Origin of the sequence: Rhizobium sp. 1399, assembly GCF_031455475.1 — a bacterium.
In the GTDB taxonomy this organism is placed as follows: Bacteria; Pseudomonadota; Alphaproteobacteria; order Rhizobiales; family Rhizobiaceae; genus Rhizobium.
Genome location: NZ_JAVDSU010000008.1, coordinates 87,460 through 104,275, shown reverse-complemented (window position 1 = coordinate 104,275; position 16,816 = coordinate 87,460). Strand labels below are relative to the sequence as shown.

19 protein-coding genes and 1 pseudogene are annotated in these 16,816 nt (G+C 60.0%); 18 read left to right on the top strand and 2 right to left on the bottom strand.

Annotated elements, in window-relative coordinates:
* The first annotated feature begins 138 nt into the window (after positions 1-138).
* The 17 genes and pseudogenes from urtB (at position 139) to J2X71_RS23705 (ending at position 14,575) form a co-directional block, all read left to right on the top strand.
* On the top strand, positions 139-1,758 hold the full coding sequence (gene urtB / locus J2X71_RS23785; protein WP_310385662.1) for an urea ABC transporter permease subunit UrtB: 1,620 nt from the start codon (positions 139-141) through the stop codon (positions 1,756-1,758).
* Positions 1,755-2,846, top strand: a pseudogene (gene urtC / locus J2X71_RS23780) (urea ABC transporter permease subunit UrtC); the annotation flags it as partial. The gene urtB and the pseudogene urtC, both read left to right, overlap by 4 nt.
* A 76-nt stretch (positions 2,847-2,922) precedes the next feature.
* Positions 2,923-3,678, top strand: a complete 756-nt coding sequence (gene urtD / locus J2X71_RS23775) for an urea ABC transporter ATP-binding protein UrtD (protein ID WP_113185400.1) — start codon at positions 2,923-2,925, stop codon at positions 3,676-3,678.
* 1 nt (position 3,679) lies between these two features.
* Complete coding sequence (gene urtE / locus J2X71_RS23770) at positions 3,680-4,375, top strand: urea ABC transporter ATP-binding subunit UrtE (protein ID WP_007816041.1); 696 nt, start codon at positions 3,680-3,682, stop codon at positions 4,373-4,375.
* A gap of 176 nt (positions 4,376-4,551) precedes the next feature.
* A complete protein-coding gene (locus tag J2X71_RS23765) occupies positions 4,552-5,376 on the top strand; it encodes an urease accessory protein UreD (RefSeq protein WP_310385658.1) in 825 nt (274 codons plus the stop codon).
* A 20-nt stretch (positions 5,377-5,396) separates the two neighbouring features.
* Positions 5,397-5,699, top strand: coding sequence for an urease subunit gamma (locus J2X71_RS23760; protein ID WP_310385656.1), 303 nt, complete (start codon positions 5,397-5,399; stop codon positions 5,697-5,699).
* A gap of 10 nt (positions 5,700-5,709) precedes the next feature.
* Positions 5,710-5,961, top strand: a complete 252-nt coding sequence (locus tag J2X71_RS23755; RefSeq protein ID WP_113321645.1) for a DUF1272 domain-containing protein — start codon at positions 5,710-5,712, stop codon at positions 5,959-5,961.
* A gap of 10 nt (positions 5,962-5,971) precedes the next feature.
* The gene (locus J2X71_RS23750; protein WP_113321646.1) at positions 5,972-6,277 is read left to right on the top strand and encodes an urease subunit beta; all 306 of its coding nucleotides are present in this window, start codon (positions 5,972-5,974) and stop codon (positions 6,275-6,277) included.
* Positions 6,278-6,304: 27 nt separating this feature from the next.
* On the top strand, positions 6,305-6,715 hold the full coding sequence (locus tag J2X71_RS23745) for a lysozyme inhibitor LprI family protein (RefSeq protein WP_310385651.1): 411 nt from the start codon (positions 6,305-6,307) through the stop codon (positions 6,713-6,715).
* A gap of 16 nt (positions 6,716-6,731) precedes the next feature.
* Positions 6,732-7,355 carry a Urease operon accessory protein gene (locus J2X71_RS23740; RefSeq protein ID WP_310386180.1) on the top strand — a complete coding sequence of 208 codons (624 nt, stop codon included), beginning with the start codon at positions 6,732-6,734 and terminating at the stop codon, positions 7,353-7,355.
* 3 nt (positions 7,356-7,358) lie between these two features.
* The gene (gene ureC / locus J2X71_RS23735) at positions 7,359-9,071 is read left to right on the top strand and encodes an urease subunit alpha (protein ID WP_310385649.1); all 1,713 of its coding nucleotides are present in this window, start codon (positions 7,359-7,361) and stop codon (positions 9,069-9,071) included.
* 21 nt (positions 9,072-9,092) lie between these two features.
* Positions 9,093-9,767 (top strand): TIGR02117 family protein, encoded by a 675-nt coding sequence (locus tag J2X71_RS23730; protein ID WP_310386179.1) that lies wholly within the window; start codon positions 9,093-9,095, stop codon positions 9,765-9,767.
* 406 nt (positions 9,768-10,173) lie between these two features.
* Positions 10,174-11,037 (top strand): GGDEF domain-containing protein, encoded by an 864-nt coding sequence (locus J2X71_RS23725; RefSeq protein ID WP_113321649.1) that lies wholly within the window; start codon positions 10,174-10,176, stop codon positions 11,035-11,037.
* Between the two features lie 85 nt (positions 11,038-11,122).
* Positions 11,123-11,689 (top strand): urease accessory protein UreE, encoded by a 567-nt coding sequence (gene ureE / locus J2X71_RS23720; protein ID WP_310385646.1) that lies wholly within the window; start codon positions 11,123-11,125, stop codon positions 11,687-11,689.
* 6 nt (positions 11,690-11,695) lie between these two features.
* Positions 11,696-12,367, top strand: a complete 672-nt coding sequence (locus tag J2X71_RS23715) for an urease accessory protein UreF (protein WP_310385644.1) — start codon at positions 11,696-11,698, stop codon at positions 12,365-12,367.
* Positions 12,368-12,454: 87 nt separating this feature from the next.
* A complete protein-coding gene (ureG, locus tag J2X71_RS23710; protein WP_007816053.1) occupies positions 12,455-13,066 on the top strand; it encodes an urease accessory protein UreG in 612 nt (203 codons plus the stop codon).
* A 75-nt stretch (positions 13,067-13,141) separates the two neighbouring features.
* Positions 13,142-14,575 carry a DUF6880 family protein gene (locus J2X71_RS23705; RefSeq protein WP_310385640.1) on the top strand — a complete coding sequence of 478 codons (1,434 nt, stop codon included), beginning with the start codon at positions 13,142-13,144 and terminating at the stop codon, positions 14,573-14,575.
* A 2-nt stretch (positions 14,576-14,577) separates the two neighbouring features.
* Here the strand turns inward: J2X71_RS23705 and J2X71_RS23700 are convergent, their stop codons facing one another.
* Positions 14,578-15,264: a Crp/Fnr family transcriptional regulator gene (locus tag J2X71_RS23700; protein WP_310385638.1), complete on the bottom strand. Its 687-nt coding sequence runs from the start codon at positions 15,262-15,264 to the stop codon at positions 14,578-14,580.
* 111 nt (positions 15,265-15,375) lie between these two features.
* Entirely contained in the window at positions 15,376-15,573 is a 198-nt protein-coding gene (locus tag J2X71_RS23695) for a hypothetical protein (RefSeq protein ID WP_310385636.1), read from the bottom strand.
* Positions 15,574-15,729: 156 nt separating this feature from the next.
* Between J2X71_RS23695 and J2X71_RS23690 the strand changes: the two genes are divergently transcribed.
* Complete coding sequence (locus J2X71_RS23690; RefSeq protein WP_310385633.1) at positions 15,730-16,791, top strand: LacI family DNA-binding transcriptional regulator; 1,062 nt, start codon at positions 15,730-15,732, stop codon at positions 16,789-16,791.
* Positions 16,792-16,816 lie beyond the last annotated feature (25 nt).

Genomic DNA, 16,816 nt, shown 5'->3' with positions numbered 1-16,816 from the left:
GAAGCTCCGTCCCCAGCGGGTTGGCGAACAGGCCGGCGCTGGAGCAATTCCAGAAAGACTGCGCAGCGTTTGCGTCCGGAATTGCGAAAACAGGGGGATAGAGCATTTCGAAATGCTCTAGTTTAGGCGGGAAAGCCGATGTATCGCGCCATCAAGATCTTTCTTTTGACCATTTGCCTGACGCTCACGGGGCTGACGACCGGCCTCAAGGCCCAGGACGACGTTCATGCCCTTGTTGATGCACTTGGCGTCGGCGGTTTTCCAGAGCGTGAAGCGGCCATCAAGGCGCTCGTCGCTTCCAAGGATGCGCATGTCAGCCAGATATTGCAGCAGCTGAGCGACGGCCTGCTTTACGTCAATTCCGATGAGGGTGGTCCCGTGCTCCTGCAGGGCGGCACCGATGACGAGCCGACCTATTCCGATCCGCTCACCGGCGAGGCTGTGGCCGACATCGATCCCGACACGATGTCCAAGGTCAGGGTCAACAATTCGGTGCGCACGCTCATTGCCACCCAGATGAGCCAGCTGACGCTGCTGAGCCCCGATCGCGGCGCTCGCCTTGCGGCTGCCCAGGGCCTTCTGAAAGATGCCGATCCCGCCAATCTCGATCTGCTGAATTCCGCTCTGGCCGATGAAAAAGACGCCGATATCAAGAGCACCATGGAAGCGGCTCGCGCCGTGATGGTGTTGAAGAGCGATATGAGCGCCGACGAGAAGAGGGCTGCCATCGATACGGTTGCCGCCCGCGGCGGCCGCGATGCGCTGACTATTCTGACCACGGCGCTGGCAACCGCGCCCGATGATCTCAAACCTGCCATTCAGGCGCATATCAGCACCATCAACCGTAGTCTGGCTCTCTGGAATATCGTTCAGAATGTCTGGTACGGGCTGTCGCTCGGCTCGGTGCTGCTGCTTGCGGCCATCGGCCTTGCCATCACCTTCGGCGTCATGGGCGTCATCAACATGGCGCATGGCGAGATGGTGATGATCGGCGCCTACACCACCTATGTCGTGCAGGAATATATCACCGCGAATTTTCCCGGCATGGCGGATTATTCGCTGGCCTTTGCCGTGCCTGCTGCCTTCGTCTTCACCGGTTTCGTCGGCCTTATCATCGAACGCGTCGTCATCCGCTATCTTTACGGCCGGCCGCTGGAAACGCTGCTGGCTACCTGGGGCGTCTCGCTGATCCTGCAGCAGGCAGTGCGCACTGTCTTCGGCCCGACCAACCGCGAAGTCCGCAACCCGAGCTGGATGTCGGGGGCTTTCGAGTTCGGTGGTCTGTCGATCACCTGGAACCGGCTCTGGATCATCGTCTTCTCGATGGCGGTCTTCGTGGCGCTGCTGATGCTCCTGAAGCGCTCCGTCTTCGGCCTGCAGATGCGCGCCGTCACCCAGAACCGGCGCATGGCCTCGTCAATGGGTATCCGCACCGGCTGGGTCGATGCCTTCACCTTCGCGCTCGGCTCCGGCATTGCCGGCATGGCGGGCGTGGCGCTCTCGCAGATCGATAACGTCTCGCCGAACCTCGGCCAGAGCTACATCATCGACAGTTTCATGGTCGTGGTCTTCGGTGGTGTCGGAAATCTCTGGGGCACGCTGGTCGGCGCATTGTCGCTTGGTGTCGTCAACAAGTTCCTCGAGCCCTTTGCCGGCGCCGTGCTCGGCAAGATCCTGGTGCTCGTCCTCATCATTCTCTTCATCCAGAAGCGTCCACGCGGGCTCTTCGCACTCAAAGGAAGGGCGGTGGAAGCATGATTACGGCCTTCCTTCTCCGGTCTCTCGATCGCCGGATCTCCATTGCCATCGCCATCCTGCTGGTGATCGCGGTTCTGGTGCCGGTGCTCAATCTGGCGACTTCGGCGGACAATCCGCTGCATGTACCAACGTATATCATGGCGCTGTTCGGCAAATACCTGACCTACGCGCTGCTGGCGCTGGCGCTCGATCTCGTCTGGGGTTTCTGCGGCATCCTTTCGCTCGGCCACGGCGCGTTCTTCGCGCTCGGTGGTTATGCGATGGGTATGTATCTGATGCGCCAGATCGGTTCGCGCGGCGTCTATGGCGACCCTGTTCTGCCCGATTTCATGGTCTTCCTGAACTGGAAGGAACTGCCCTGGTTCTGGTACGGTTTCGATCAGTTCTGGTTTGCCGCGCTGATGGTGGTGCTGGTGCCCGGCCTGCTTGCCTTCGTCTTCGGCTGGTTCGCCTTCCGCTCGCGCGTCAACGGCGTGTACCTGTCGATCATCACCCAGGCCATGACTTATGCGCTGCTGCTCGCCTTCTTCCGCAACGATATGGGCTTCGGCGGCAATAACGGCATGACCGATTTCAAGGATATCCTTGGCTTCAATGTGCAGGCCGATGGTACGCGTGCGACGCTCTTTGCTGCAACCGCGATCTTCCTGGCGCTCTCGCTGATGATTGCCTCGGCGATCGTGCGTTCGAAATTCGGCAAGGTGCTGGTTGGCGTGCGCGATGCGGAAAGTCGCACGCGCTTCCTCGGTTATCGCGTCGAGCATTTCAAGCTCTTCACCTTCGTCGTTTCGGCGATGATGGCGGGTATTGCCGGCGCGCTTTATGTGCCGCAGGTCGGCATCATCAATCCCGGTGAATTCGCACCGGCCAACTCCATCGAAGTCGTCATCTGGACGGCCGTCGGCGGCCGCGCGACGCTGATCGGACCGATCATCGGCGCCATCCTCGTCAATGGCGGCAAGACGATCTTCACCGGCCTCTTTCCCGATTACTGGCTGTTCGCGCTCGGCGGCCTCTTCGTGCTCGTCACGCTGCTGCTGCCCAAGGGCATCGTCGGCACGATCGCCCAGTATCTCGGCAAGCGGAAACCGGTTTCGAATGGCGTGCCGCCGGCGGCTGTCGAAGAAGGCGTCGACGCGAAAATCCAGGCTGCGGAGTAGACCCATGATCCCCGACGTCAAACCCAACAGCGTGCTCTATCTCAACGGTGTCTCGGTCTCCTTCGATGGCTTCAAGGCACTGAATTCGCTCTCCATCGTCATCGAACCCGGTGAACTGAGAGCAATCATCGGCCCTAATGGTGCCGGCAAGACGACGATGATGGATATCATCACCGGCAAGACCCGCCCCGACGAGGGTGAGGTTTTCTTCAACGGCACGATCGATCTCACCAAGAAGGATGAGGCCGATATCGCCCAGCTCGGCATCGGCCGGAAATTTCAGAAGCCCACGGTCTTCGAAAGCCATACGGTCTGGGACAATCTGGAGCTGGCGCTGAACCGCCGGCGCACGGTGTTTTCAACGCTGTTTTATCGCCTCTCCGGTGAGGACAAGGCGCGTATTGAGGAAATCCTGGAAACGGTGCGGCTGACGCATCGCCGCGACGAATTCGCCGCCAATCTCTCGCATGGCCAGAAGCAGTGGCTGGAGATCGGCATGCTGTTGGCGCAGGAGCCGAAACTTTTGCTCGTCGATGAACCGGTGGCGGGCATGACCGATGCCGAAACGGCGGAAACGGCGATCCTGCTCAAGGATATCGCCAAGACACGTTCGGTCGTCGTCGTCGAGCACGACATGGGTTTCATCCGCGATCTTGGTGTCAAGGTAACCTGCCTGGCGGAAGGTTCGGTATTGGCCGAAGGATCCATCGATTTCGTCAGCAACGATCCGAAGGTGATCGAAAACTATCTGGGGCGCTAATATGCTGACCGTTGAAAACGCAAATCTTCACTATGGTGCTGCGCAGGCGCTGCGCGGTATCTCGATCAAGGCCGAGATGGGCAAGATCACCTGCGTGCTCGGACGCAATGGCGTGGGCAAGAGCTCGCTGTTGCGCGCCGTGACCGGCCAGCACCCCATATCGGCGGGAACCATCACCTTCAACGATGCGAAGCTGAACGGCCTGCCGCCTTTTGCCCGCGCCAAGCAGGGCATCGGCTATGTGCCGCAGGGGCGTGAAATCTTCCCGCTCCTGACAGTCAAGGAAAATCTCGAGACCGGCTTTGCTCCGCTTGGCCGCCGCGACCGTAACATCCCAGACGATATCTTCAGTCTCTTCCCTGTGCTGAAGTCGATGTTGTCCCGTCGCGGCGGCGATCTCTCGGGCGGGCAGCAACAGCAGCTGGCGATCGGTCGCGCCATGGTCACGCGGCCGAAGATCCTCGTGCTCGACGAGCCGACGGAGGGTATCCAGCCGTCGATCATCAAGGATATCGGCCGGGCAATCCGCTACCTGCGCGATTCCACCGGCATGGCGATCCTGCTCGTCGAGCAATATCTCGATTTTTGCCGCGAGCTTGCCGACTATGTCTACATCATGGATCGCGGCGAGATCGTTCACGAGGGCCTTGCCGAGACGCTGGATACGCCGGAAGCACGTCGCCATCTGACCGTATGACCTCTTTGGCGATCGCGCTGGCAGATGCCGCATTTTGCGGCAAATGCCTTCCGCGTCATCCTTATAGCCCGTGGGGGCACGGGCTTTCGGAAAGCGGCACGGGACTTGCTTTGTTGCAGTCAACAGACACATTCAACGCAAGTTGCCAGACAGGATGGCATCTGCACGGGGGTGGCATGACAGGCGCGGCGGCGGGCATCACAAGACCGCAGAGAGCGGAAGGACGCGGGCATCTTGCTGCCAAGGTGCAGGATGGGCGTACGCGAATCCGTGAGCTTTATCAGGAAGGTGCAGCGAAGATCCGCCTGCCGGATACGTTCGATGCCTCGATGGAGGCTGTTCTCATCAATACGGCCGGCGGGCTGACCGGCGGCGACCGGATGAACTGGAGCGTCTCGGCTGGGGCAGGGACGCGCATCGATGTGACGACGCAGGCCTGCGAGAAGATCTACAAGGCATCGGCCGGAACGGCAGAGGTGACGACGCAGATCGAGGTTGGGCCGGGCGCCCGCGTCGACTGGCTGCCGCAGGAGACCATTCTTTTCGACCGCGCTTCATTGTTTCGCCGTCTGGATGTTGATCTCGACGACAGCGCGGAGTTCCTGGCCGTCGAGGCTATCCTGCTCGGGCGCAAGGCGATGGGCGAGACGATGGAGACGGGGCTGTTTCGCGATCGCTGGCGTATCCGCCGGTCGGGCCGGCTGATCCATGCCGAGGAGTTGCGCCTTTCCGATGCCGTGGCGCTGCTTGCGGCAGAGCAGGCGGTGCTCGGCGGGCAGGTGGCTTTTGCGACGGTGCTTTATGCCGGACCGATGTCGGAAGCCTATCTCACCAAAGTACGGCCGCTCGTGGACGGGCATATGGGCGGGGCAAGCGCCTGGAGCGATAAGATCGTCGTGCGCCTTGCCGCAGCCGATGGCTTTGCGCTGAGAAAAATCCTCATCCCGGTCATTTCCGCCTTGCGCAATGGAGCGCCTGTGCCGAAAGTCTGGAATCTATGAGTTCAACAAGCGGATAGACGATGAACCTCACCCCGAGAGAAAAAGACAAGCTGTTGATTTCCATGGCCGCCATGGTGGCCCGCCGGCGGATGGAGCGCGGCGTCAAGCTGAACTATCCGGAAGCTATCGCCCTCATCAGCGATTTTGTCGTCGAGGGTGCGCGTGATGGCCGCCCGGTTGCCGAGTTGATGGAGGCCGGCGCCCATGTGATCAGCCGCGACCAGGTGATGGAAGGCATTGCAGAGATGATCCATGACGTGCAGGTCGAGGCGACATTCCCCGATGGCACGAAGCTGGTGACCGTGCACGAACCGATCCGCTGAGGATTACGCCATGCTGGAGCTTCGACCCAATTGCGAATGCTGCGACAAGGATCTGCCGCCTGAGAGCGCGGAAGCGATGATCTGCACATTCGAATGCACGTTCTGTGCGGATTGCGTTGAAAATGTCCTCAAGGGTGAGTGCCCGAATTGCGGCGGCAATCTCGTTATCAGGCCGATCCGGCCTGCGGCAAAACTTGCGAACAATCCGGCCTCCACGAAACGTGTTCTGAAGGCCGAGGGCTGCGCGCCCAAGGCGGCTTAAGGAGAGATAGATGATCCCTGGCGAAATCATTGCTGCGAGCGGCGAGATCGAGCTCAATGCCGGCGCACCGACTGTGATGCTCGAGGTTTCCAATACCGGCGACCGCCCGGTGCAGGTTGGCAGCCATTATCATTTTGCCGAGACCAATGCCGGCCTGTCCTTCGATCGCGACAAGGCCCATGGCATGCGGCTCGATATTCCCGCCGGCACGGCCGTGCGTTTTGAGCCGGGCCAGACCCGCTCGGTGACTCTCATTCCTCTGTCCGGCAAACGTGAAGTCTACGGCTTCCGCCAGCTCGTCATGGGCCGGCTCTAATTAAAAGAAAATGACGGGAGGAAATTCATGCGCTTGAAGATCGGGCTCATCGGTGGAGCGTTTATGCTGCTTGCCGCCGGTGCTGCCCATGCCGAGGACGTGGACTGCGACAATGCGCAGACACAATCCGATATGACGAGCTGCGCGGAGGCGCGCTATGAAGAGGCCGACAAGGCGCTCAATGCCCAGTACAAGCAGACGCGTGCCGCCATGGTGGCGATCGACGGCGATCTCGAGGGTGACATGAAGGGTGCCGAACAGGCGCTTCTCAAGGCACAACGCGCCTGGATCAGTTATCGCGACGCTCAATGTGAGAATTACGGCTTTCAGGCGCGCGGCGGCACGATGGAGCCGATGCTGGTGGCGGGCTGCCTTGCTGACCTGACGGATCTCAGGACCAAGGAGCTCAAAGAACTCGCCAATGGAATGGGCCAGTAAGGTGGGCAGGACGATCATGATCGTGGGCAACGGCGAAGTGGGAGAAGGAGGGGCTGAGATCATCGACGCCGCCGACTTTGTCATCCGCTTCAACGAATGCCGCTCCTATGGTGCTGGCGGCACGCGCACCGATGTGGTTGCTGTGTGCAATACCGGCCGACCCGCCAAGGCCATGCTCGGCTCGGAAAGCTGGCGCATACATCCCGGTGTTGTCGAAGCCTCGGAAATCTGGAGTGTGCGCAATCCCGAAAAATTCGCGGCGATGCGCGCACCTCTTGCGGCTTCGCATCCGGAGCTCGATGATTTCTGCGACGATTACACCAACCAATTCAGCGCTTTCTGTGCTGAAGCTGGCAAGGTGCATCGGATCGTTGACAAACAGGTTCACGAAGCCGTCGATCAGGCGCTGTCTGCCTTCTCGCCGGCGCCTTACATCGTGCCGAGCAGTGGCATGATCGTCATCGGCGAAGTGCTCGACAGATTTCCCAACGACGAGGTGACGCTCGGAGGCTTCGGCCATGTGGGCTGGGAATGGCATCCCTTCGCCGCCGAGAAGCAGCTCGTCGACTCCCATATTGCGGCCGGCCGTCTCAGACGGCTTGCCGGAAAACCATTCGTCTCTTCCTCCCAAGGAGCCTGATAGATGCCCTACAAGATCTCCCGCAAGGCTTACGCCGGCATGTTCGGTCCGACCACCGGCGACAAGGTCCGCCTTGCCGATACGGAGCTTTTCATCGAGATCGAAAAGGATTTTACCACCTATGGCGAAGAGGTGAAGTTCGGCGGTGGGAAAGTCATCCGTGACGGCATGGGCCAGAGCCAGGTGACGCGGGCAGATGGCGCGGTCGATACCGTCATCACCAATGCCGTCATCATCGACCATGCCGGTATCTACAAGGCCGATATCGGCTTGAAGGACGGTCGTATCGCGGCGATCGGCAAGGCCGGCAATCCGGATATGCAGCCGGGCGTCAATATCATCGTCGGTCCGGGCACGGAAGCGATTGCCGGCGAAGGCAAGATCATCACGGCCGGCGGCATGGACAGCCATATCCATTTCATCGCGCCGCAGCAGATCGAGGAAGCGCTGATGAGCGGCCTGACCTGCATGCTCGGCGGCGGCACGGGGCCGGCGCACGGGACACTTGCGACGACCTGCACGCCTGGCCCTTGGCATATTGCGCGCATGATCGAGGCAGCCGATGCTTTCCCGATGAACCTCGCTTTTGCCGGCAAGGGCAATGCGTCGCTTCCGGGTGCATTGCAGGAAATGGTGCTCGCCGGCGCCACCTCGCTGAAGCTGCACGAGGACTGGGGCACGACGCCCGGCGCCATCGACTGCTGCCTGTCGGTTGCCGACGAATATGATGTGCAGGTGATGATCCATACGGATACGCTGAACGAGAGCGGCTTCGTCGAGGATACGATCGGCGCCATCAAGGGCCGCACCATTCATGCCTTCCATACGGAAGGGGCCGGCGGCGGTCACGCACCCGACATCATCAAGATCTGCGGCCAACCGAACGTCATTCCTTCGTCCACCAATCCAACGCGGCCCTATACGGTCAACACCATCGCCGAGCACCTGGACATGCTGATGGTCTGCCATCACCTGTCGTCGTCGATCCCCGAAGATATCGCCTTTGCCGAAAGCCGTATCCGCAAGGAGACAATCGCGGCCGAAGACATCCTGCACGATATCGGCGCTTTCTCGATCATCTCGTCGGATAGCCAGGCCATGGGCCGTGTCGGCGAAGTGCTGATCCGTACCTGGCAGACGGCCGACAAGATGAAGCGCCAGCGCGGCCGCCTGAAAGACGAGAAGGGCGACAACGACAATTTCCGTGTCCGCCGCTATGTCGCCAAATACACGATCAATCCGGCGATCGCCCATGGCCTGTCCCATGAGATCGGCTCCATCGAAGTTGGCAAACGCGCCGACCTCGTTCTATGGAACCCGGCCTTCTTCGGCGTGAAGCCGGACATGGTGTTGCTCGGTGGCTCGATTGTCGCTGCACCGATGGGCGATCCGAATGCCTCGATCCCGACGCCACAGCCGGTGCATTACCGTCCGATGTTTGCCTCCTTCGGCAAGAGCCTGACGAACTCCTCGGTCACCTTCGTTTCTCAGGCTTCGCTCGACGCCGGTCTCAAGGGCCGCCTCGGCGTCGCCAAGAATCTCGTTGCAGTGAAGAATACCCGTGGCGGCATCTCCAAGGCGTCGATGATCCACAACGACCTGACACCTGATATCGAGGTCGATCCGGAGACCTATGAGGTGCGGGCGAATGGCGAATTGCTGACCTGCGAGCCGGCGACGGTGCTGCCGATGGCGCAGCGTTATTTCCTGTTCTGAGCCCCATCTTTCATGCGCGGTTTGAAGCTGACAGCGCGATGGCTTATAGGGGCGATCGCGCTGTTTTTGTTGTTGGTGGCCGGTGGCACCTTCATTCCAAGGCCTATGCTTGGGGCAGCCGAGGCTTCTCCCGATATGACGTCCTCGCAACGCATTCTGCTGCTTTCCGGCCCGATCCATACGGATATTGCGATCCCGCTCGACGATCGGCTTCGGGGTTCGTTTTCATTCCTTGAGGATGCCGGCATTCCGGTGAGCGATCCTGCCGCACAATGGCTGATTTTCGGATGGGGCGGTCGCTCATTCTATCTGGAGACACCGACCTGGGCCGATCTGAAGCCGATGCCGGTATTTCGGGCGCTGACGATCGACGGATCGGTGATGCATGTGGATGTTGCCGGAGGCATCTCCGAAACCCATCCGGCCGTGACGGTTCTCAATGTCGATGGTGGGCGCTTCGAGCAATTGCTCGGCTTCATCAATGACAGTTTCATCCGGGAAAATGGAGCGGTCGTGCCGGTCGGCGACAGGGGATATGGCGACTACGACAGGTTCTTCGAGGCGAGGGGGTATTTCAATGCGCTGTTTGGTTGCAATACATGGACTGCCGCTGCGCTACGGACAGGCGGCTTGCGAACGGGTTTCTGGAACCCGTTGCCGCAGACGCTGGTGCTTTCGCTTAGTCTCTATAATTGAAGTATAGAGGATCTTCTGCAGCTTGGCGCTGCTGACGGCGCGGCGTTATTTTCCGTTTTAACCCTTGTGTTTTAGAGACACTATTCCCCATTGTTGCCCTTAAAGTGAAATCTGAGCATCATTCCCCGACTGGTTGTGAAAATCGGTGGATAGACTGTGATTTTTAATCCATAGTTCATTCTGGAACAGGCGCCGATTGTCCCCTGTAAAATCCGTTTGAAATCAAGTTTTTAGATGTGTTTCCCATCGTGGACATGCCTGTCCCGAAAAGTTGCACTCCCTGCTAGAAAAAACAGAACGGCTGAATCCCTGAAATCACTCGAATTTTAGCGATTGGATTAAGACCCCCGCAGCAATTGCAACCCTATCAATGGCCTGAAGACGCTAGGCAGGAAGGCCGATTCTCATGGAAAACTGGATATCGCTTCAGGCTGAGCTAGGCAGTTTCGAGCATCGCAAGACCGTTTATACTTTTGCGCTGAAGATGAGTTTTCTGGCGGTTATTCTGTCCGGCTTCATCATCGTGATCACGCTGCCTCCGCTCAACTTCATGGGGGTGCTGCCGATTACCCTCGGGCATGCCATGATCTTTGCCATCATCCTCTCCTGGTTGATCGGCGGAATGGTGTCCGGCGTGCTGTCGCTGGTGGCGGGTTTCGCCATTCATGACCTGACCGTCTCCCGTGCCAAATTCGAAAAGCTCAGCCGGACCGACACGCTGTCGGGGCTTCTGAACCGGCGTGCTTTCACCGATGCCCTGGAGAGGGTAGAGGGGGATGCCTGTCTCGCCATTTTCGACGTCGACCGTTTCAAGGCGATCAACGACCGTTTCGGCCATGGCTGTGGTGATGCCGTCATTACTGCCGTCTCAGCCATGCTTTCTGCGGCTTTCGATGGCGCGTCGGTCGTGGCGCGGCTCGGCGGCGAGGAGTTCGGTGTTGTCGTTCAAGGCGGGACGCGGGAGGAGCGGGTGGCGCGCATTGAAGGGGTGAGGGCACAGATTGCCGCGCGGCCGATTCCGGCGGATGGGCATGACGTCACCATCACGATATCAGGGGGTATTGCCGATCTCCACGAGGGACGCGACAAGGAGGCGGTCTATGCCTCCGCCGACAAGGCGCTCTATCTCGCCAAGGCGCTCGGCCGTAATCGTGTCGTCCATGAGCGGGAAGGGCTGAACCACGCCTGGCATGGCCTCGTCGAAAACGGCCTTGGCGTGCAGGGTGTCGGACCTGACGAGGGGAGCCTGCTGCAGGCATATGGAATCTAGGCTAGCGCGTTACGAAACGTGCATTGGTGCTTGCATCGCGAAGGGCTATTTTGCATGGTCTAGGTCCCAGTTTAATGGATATGTCATGCAGCGCGTCACATCTTACCTTCCCGCCGGCACCCCTTCCTCCCATCCGACCGCACAGGTCAAGCTGCCGCACGATCTGCGGCACCTGCGCCGCAAGCTCCTGCATCTGGAGAACGGCGAGATGGTGATGCTCGATCTCAAGGATCCGGTGCTTTTCGCCAATGGTGACATGCTGGTGCGCGAGGATGGCGAGCTGATCGAAATCCTTGCCGCCGACGAGAAACTGTTTGAAGTGCGCGGCCGTGACCGCGCGCATCTGATCGAACTTGCCTGGCATCTCGGCAACCGTCATCTCTCGGCGCAGATCGAGGAGGATCGCATCGTGATCCTGCGCGATCACGTCATCCGCACCATGTTGCAGGGGCTGGGCGCGATGGTGCTCGATATTAACGAGCCCTTCCAGCCTGCCCGTGGCGCCTATCATTCTCACGGCGGACATTCGCACGGGCATGACCATGATCACGGGCATCACGACCACGAGCATCATGACCATGGGCACGATCATCACGACCATGATCACGAGCATGGTGATAACCACGGCCACCACCATCACAAGCACGATTGACGCCTGATGGCTGAGGATCGCGAGCTGCAGGCTTTGCTGCGCCTGACGGCATGGCTTTCGCCGGCTTTTCCCATCGGTTCCTTCGCCTATTCAGGCGGGCTGGAGCGGGCGGTGGCGGATGGACTCGTCGGCGATGCGGATATGCTGCGGCGCTGGCTTCAGACGCTGATCGGCAACGGTTCGGTCTGGAACGATGCTGTGCTCTTTGCCGAAAGCCATCGTGGTCATGACAAAGGCGATCGCCTTGCCGAGCTGGCCGAACTGGCGGCGGCGCTTGCCGGCTCGCGCGAGCGGCATCAGGAGACGATGCTGCTTGGCGAAGCCTTCCTGATGGCTGCGCAGGCCTGGCCCGATGACGTGTTCAGCCGATTGCCGAAGAAGACGGCCTATCCGGTGGCCGTCGGTGCGGTGACGGGCGCGCACGGGATAGCAATCGAGAAAGCGCTGGCTGCCTTCCTGCATGCCTATCTCTCCCAGGCGGTCTCCTCCGGTATCCGGCTCGGTGTCACGGGACAGAAGGACGGCGTTGCCGTTCTCGCCGGGCTGGAGGAGCATGTGATGGATATTGCCGCGCGTGCTGCCTGCTCCACTCTCGAGGATCTCGGTTCCGCGACGGTTCAGGCCGACATTGCCGCGCTTCGCCACGAGACGCAGCAGACGCGGCTGTTCCGCTCCTGAGCAGGACTTATGCTGATATCTGCGTCATTTGACGGTGGCGGGAAAGCAGCGCTTCGCTATCATCTGACTTCGATAGGAGTAAGACACATGAAATCAAGAAATGGACCTCTGCGCGTCGGTATCGGCGGGCCGGTCGGCTCGGGCAAGACGGCGCTGACCGAAAAGCTCTGCAAGGCGATGCGCGACGACTATTCCGTCGCCGTCGTGACCAACGACATCTATACGACCGAGGATGCCGAGGCGCTGGTGCGCATGCAGGCGCTCCCGTCCGAGCGGATCGTTGGTGTGGAGACTGGTGGCTGCCCGCATACGGCCATCCGCGAGGATGCGACGATCAATCTGCAGGCGATTGCAGGTCTTAACGAGCGCATCCCCGATCTCGATGTTGTTTTCATCGAATCCGGTGGTGACAATCTGGCGGCGACGTTCTCGCCTGATCTCGCCGACATCACCATCTATGTGATCTCCGTCTGCCAGGGTGAGGAAATCCCGCGAAAGGGCGGGCCGGGTATCACAAGGTCCGATCTGCTTGTCATCAACAAGAAGGATCTGGCGCCTTATGTCGGGGCTGACCTCGATGTGATGGACCGGGATGCGACGCGCATGCGTGCGACCCGCCCCTTCGTCTTCTCCGACATGAAACGCGGCGACGGCATCGGTTCGATCGTCGACTTCCTGCGGGTGCAGGGTGGTCTCTAGATTATTTCGTCGTCCCGATCTTGGACCGGAATGCTCTGCACGGTAACGTTGACGCAAATCAGCTAGCGAAGAGCAATGGCGGCGAAGACGACTCTCAATGCGAAGAACCTGGAAGCGCTCGGCACGCAACGGCTTGCCGAGCTGCTGATCGAAATCAGCACCGGCAGCGCCGCTCACAAGCAACGGCTTCGCATGGAGCTCGCCGGCAACGAGAGCAGCGCCGAGATGGCGCGTCAAATACGCAAACGGCTCGTCAGTATCGCTCGCGCTCGCACCTACATAGACTGGCACAAGGTAAGGAAGCTCAAGGCCGATCTTGAAACGCAACGCAAGGCGATCGTCGATATCGTTGCCGCAGACGATCCGAAAGAAGGCTTAGAACTGATCTGGCAATTTCTGGCGCTTGGCGATTCGATCTTCGAGCGATCCGACGATGGCAGCGGTTCGCTCATGGAGAGTTTTCACCAAGCTCGCACGGATGCCGGTGTTATCGCCAAGATGGCAGGTATCGATACCAAGACCCTTGCCGACAAGATCTTCGCAGCCGCCCAAGGGAATGCTTATGGCCAGTACGACGAATTGATCACGGCAATGGTCGCGGCGCTCGGCAACGATGGTCTCGAACATCTGAAAGCCTTGTTCGTGGAGTGGTCGAACGAGCCTCTCGCAAAGCCCGCAGCCGCTGACCGTCGGCTCATCGGCTTGGGTTCCCATGGCCCGATCTATGAGGACGAAGTCTGCAGGCAGCGCCGCGAACTAACCGTGCATATCGCTCTGCAAGAGATCGCCGACGCTCAGGGCGATGTCGATGCGTATATCGCCCAGCAGCCTGAAAAGACCCGCAGGTTCCCTCAGGTGGCTGCAGACATTGCCGACCGTCTGCTTTTGGCAGGACGTGCTGACGAGGCACTCGAGACGCTGGACCGAGCTGATATCGGAGGCCGGGCTGAAAATCCCGTCGAGTGGCAATTGGCCCGTATCGCGACGCTCGAAGCTTTGGGGCGCGCTGACGAGGCTCAGGCCGATCGATGGACGTGGTTCGAGCAATCGCTGAACGACGTGCACCTACGCGCGTTCCTGAAGCGATTGCCAGATTTCGATGACATCGAGGCCGAGGAAAAGGCGTTCGCCTATGCCCAGGCTTTCCCTGACGTCCACACGTCGCTCGTTTTTTTCCTGGGCTGGCCGGCACTTGCCGAGGCCGCAAAACTTATCGTCAGGCGGAAGGCGGAGCTCGACGGTGACCTCTATGAATTGATGACGCCGGCTGCTGAAGCACTGGCCGACAAACATCCGATCGCGGCCACGATCGTCTTGCGTTCAATGATCGATTTTACGCTCGATAGCGGGCGATCCAGTCGCTACAAGCATGCGGCACGGCATCTGGCGGAATGCGCGTCTCTCGCCCCCCATATCGTCGATTTCAGCAGCGCTGGCTCCCACGATGCCTATGTCGCGCAGTTGAAGCGACAACATGGCAAGAGACATGGCTTCTGGGGTCTGACCTAGCTTCATATCCTTCTCAGTGAATTGATGTCGTTGATGGCGATGAAACGGCCGCGCACGGTCACGCCTGCGGATTTGAGCGTCGAGAAAGCGCGGGACAGCGCCTCTGGCGCCAGACCCAGCTTGCGGGCGAGCAGATTCTTCGGGAAGGGTAGCCGCAGCGACGCCATGGCCGGCCCTTCCTCCACGCAATGCGAAAGAAGGTAGTGTGCCACGCGCTGCGGCGCCGTCTGCATCCGGTCGTTGGCGAGGCATTCCATCGTCGACAGCAGATGCAGCGACAGGCTGCGCATGATCGCAGTGCCGATCTGCGGGTGTTCAGCCAAGAGGGCGCGTACCTTGCCGATGTGGAAGCGGGCAAGCATCGTGTTGTCCATCGACTGGGCGCCGTAGCGATAGATGCCGCCTGCCTGGATCAGACACTCGGCGAAGCTGTCGCCGGGCTCGCAGATGCGGATGTCTGCCTCACGCCCTTCTCCGTTCAGGCGAAAGAGCCGGACGTAGCCCTCCAGCACGCTGTAGAAATAAACGCCTGGCTCGCCTTCCTGAAAGAGAATGTCGTGCGAAGCGGACGTGATTACGGTGGAGCAGGCGCGCAGCGCCTCGGCTTCCACGCTGTCCAGCTCTGCAAATATTCCGGCTCTGGAAAGCAGCACCCGCTCGCGGCTGCTCGGCATCAGCATCCTGTTCATGTTCCGGCCTCCGGCAGCGGCCAATGCCGCCAATATCCCCTTGATGATGCCAGAATAGGGGAAGCGAAGCGCGCGGGAATTGATTTTGGTCAAACGCCTCAGGAGAGCCTCTTATCGAAGCCGGCGATCGATCGGGATGGTGAAAGACCAGGCGCCCGGGCCTTTGCGATTGCTGATGAACCGACGCATGAACGGCATGAGGACAAACAGGCGCGTGCCGCGTTCGACCTCCTCGGCAGGTTGGTTGTTACGCGGGTTTCCCCAGCGGTCTTCATAGATATCCTTGAATAGCGAACTGATCGGGATCATCGCTCTATTCTCCGCCAGATTGAATCGATTCAAAATCCTAATGGATTTATTGAACCGATTCAATCTTCTTCCTCATCCGTAACGCTGTCAAGTTTATTTTGAACCGATACAATCTTTTGCTAGACTGAGCCGAATTCGCACCTGCAAGGAGTAGCTTTGGGCAAAGGGCATGTGAGACTGGCTGATGTCGCCAAGGCGGCAGGCGTATCGCAGGGCACGGCATCGAACGTATTCAGCCGTCCAGACGTGGTTCGGGAGGAGGTTCGAGAGCGGGTGCTCAATGTCGCACGCGAGCTCGGTTATGGTGGGCCTGATGTCAAGGGCAGGCTGCTCAGGGCAGGGCGGGTGAACGCGATCGGCGTCGCCGCCGTCGAACCGCTCACCTATTTCTTCGACGATCCCTGGGCGCGTTCGCTGATGACAGCGATCGGTGAAGTTTGCGATGCCAGCGGCACAGGCATTGCCGTCGTATCGGCGATGAACGAGGAGCGGCTTGCCTGGAACATCAACAGCGCGCTCGTCGACGGCTTCATTCTGCTTTGCGTGGAAGGCGGAGAGAGGCTGGTGGAACTCACCCGTCAGCGCCAGCTGCCGTTCATCGCGCTGGCGCTCGGTATCGAGGATGAGACGATCCCGGCGATCGGCATCGACAATGTCGCGGGCGGAGCTGCGGCTGCGCGGCATCTGCTGGAGCTCGGGCACCGGAATATCGCGATCCTATCGATCGGCGATGTCGATGGCCTTGTCGGGCTGGTTGCGCCCGCGCGTGTCGATCCTGAAATGGACGCGACCCCACGTGAGCGCATGCATGGCTACTGGCAGGCGTTGGCGGAATACGGTATCCCTCGCGAAGCCGTTCAGATCCAGGGAACGTTGCATGACAGACCAAGTACCATCATGGCTATGGAAGCCCTGTTCTCCTTTGCCAATCCACCGACGGCCATTCTGGCGATGTCGGACAAGGTTGCACTGTTTGCCATGCAGTGGCTCGCCGAGCGCGGGCTAAAAGTGCCGGAGGACGTATCCATTATCGGTTTCGACGGTGTGCCGGAAGCCGCAACCTCGCTGCCGCGCCTGACCACTGTCGCCCAGCCCTTTGCCGAAATCGCACGGCGCTCGGTGACGGCGATCCTCGAGAACGCGCTGCCGGAAGATCATGAGGCGCTCGATCTCGAACTTGTCGTGAGAGACAGCACGGCGCCGCCGCGTCCACGCTAAGGCTTAGAAAATAAAAAGGCCGGGT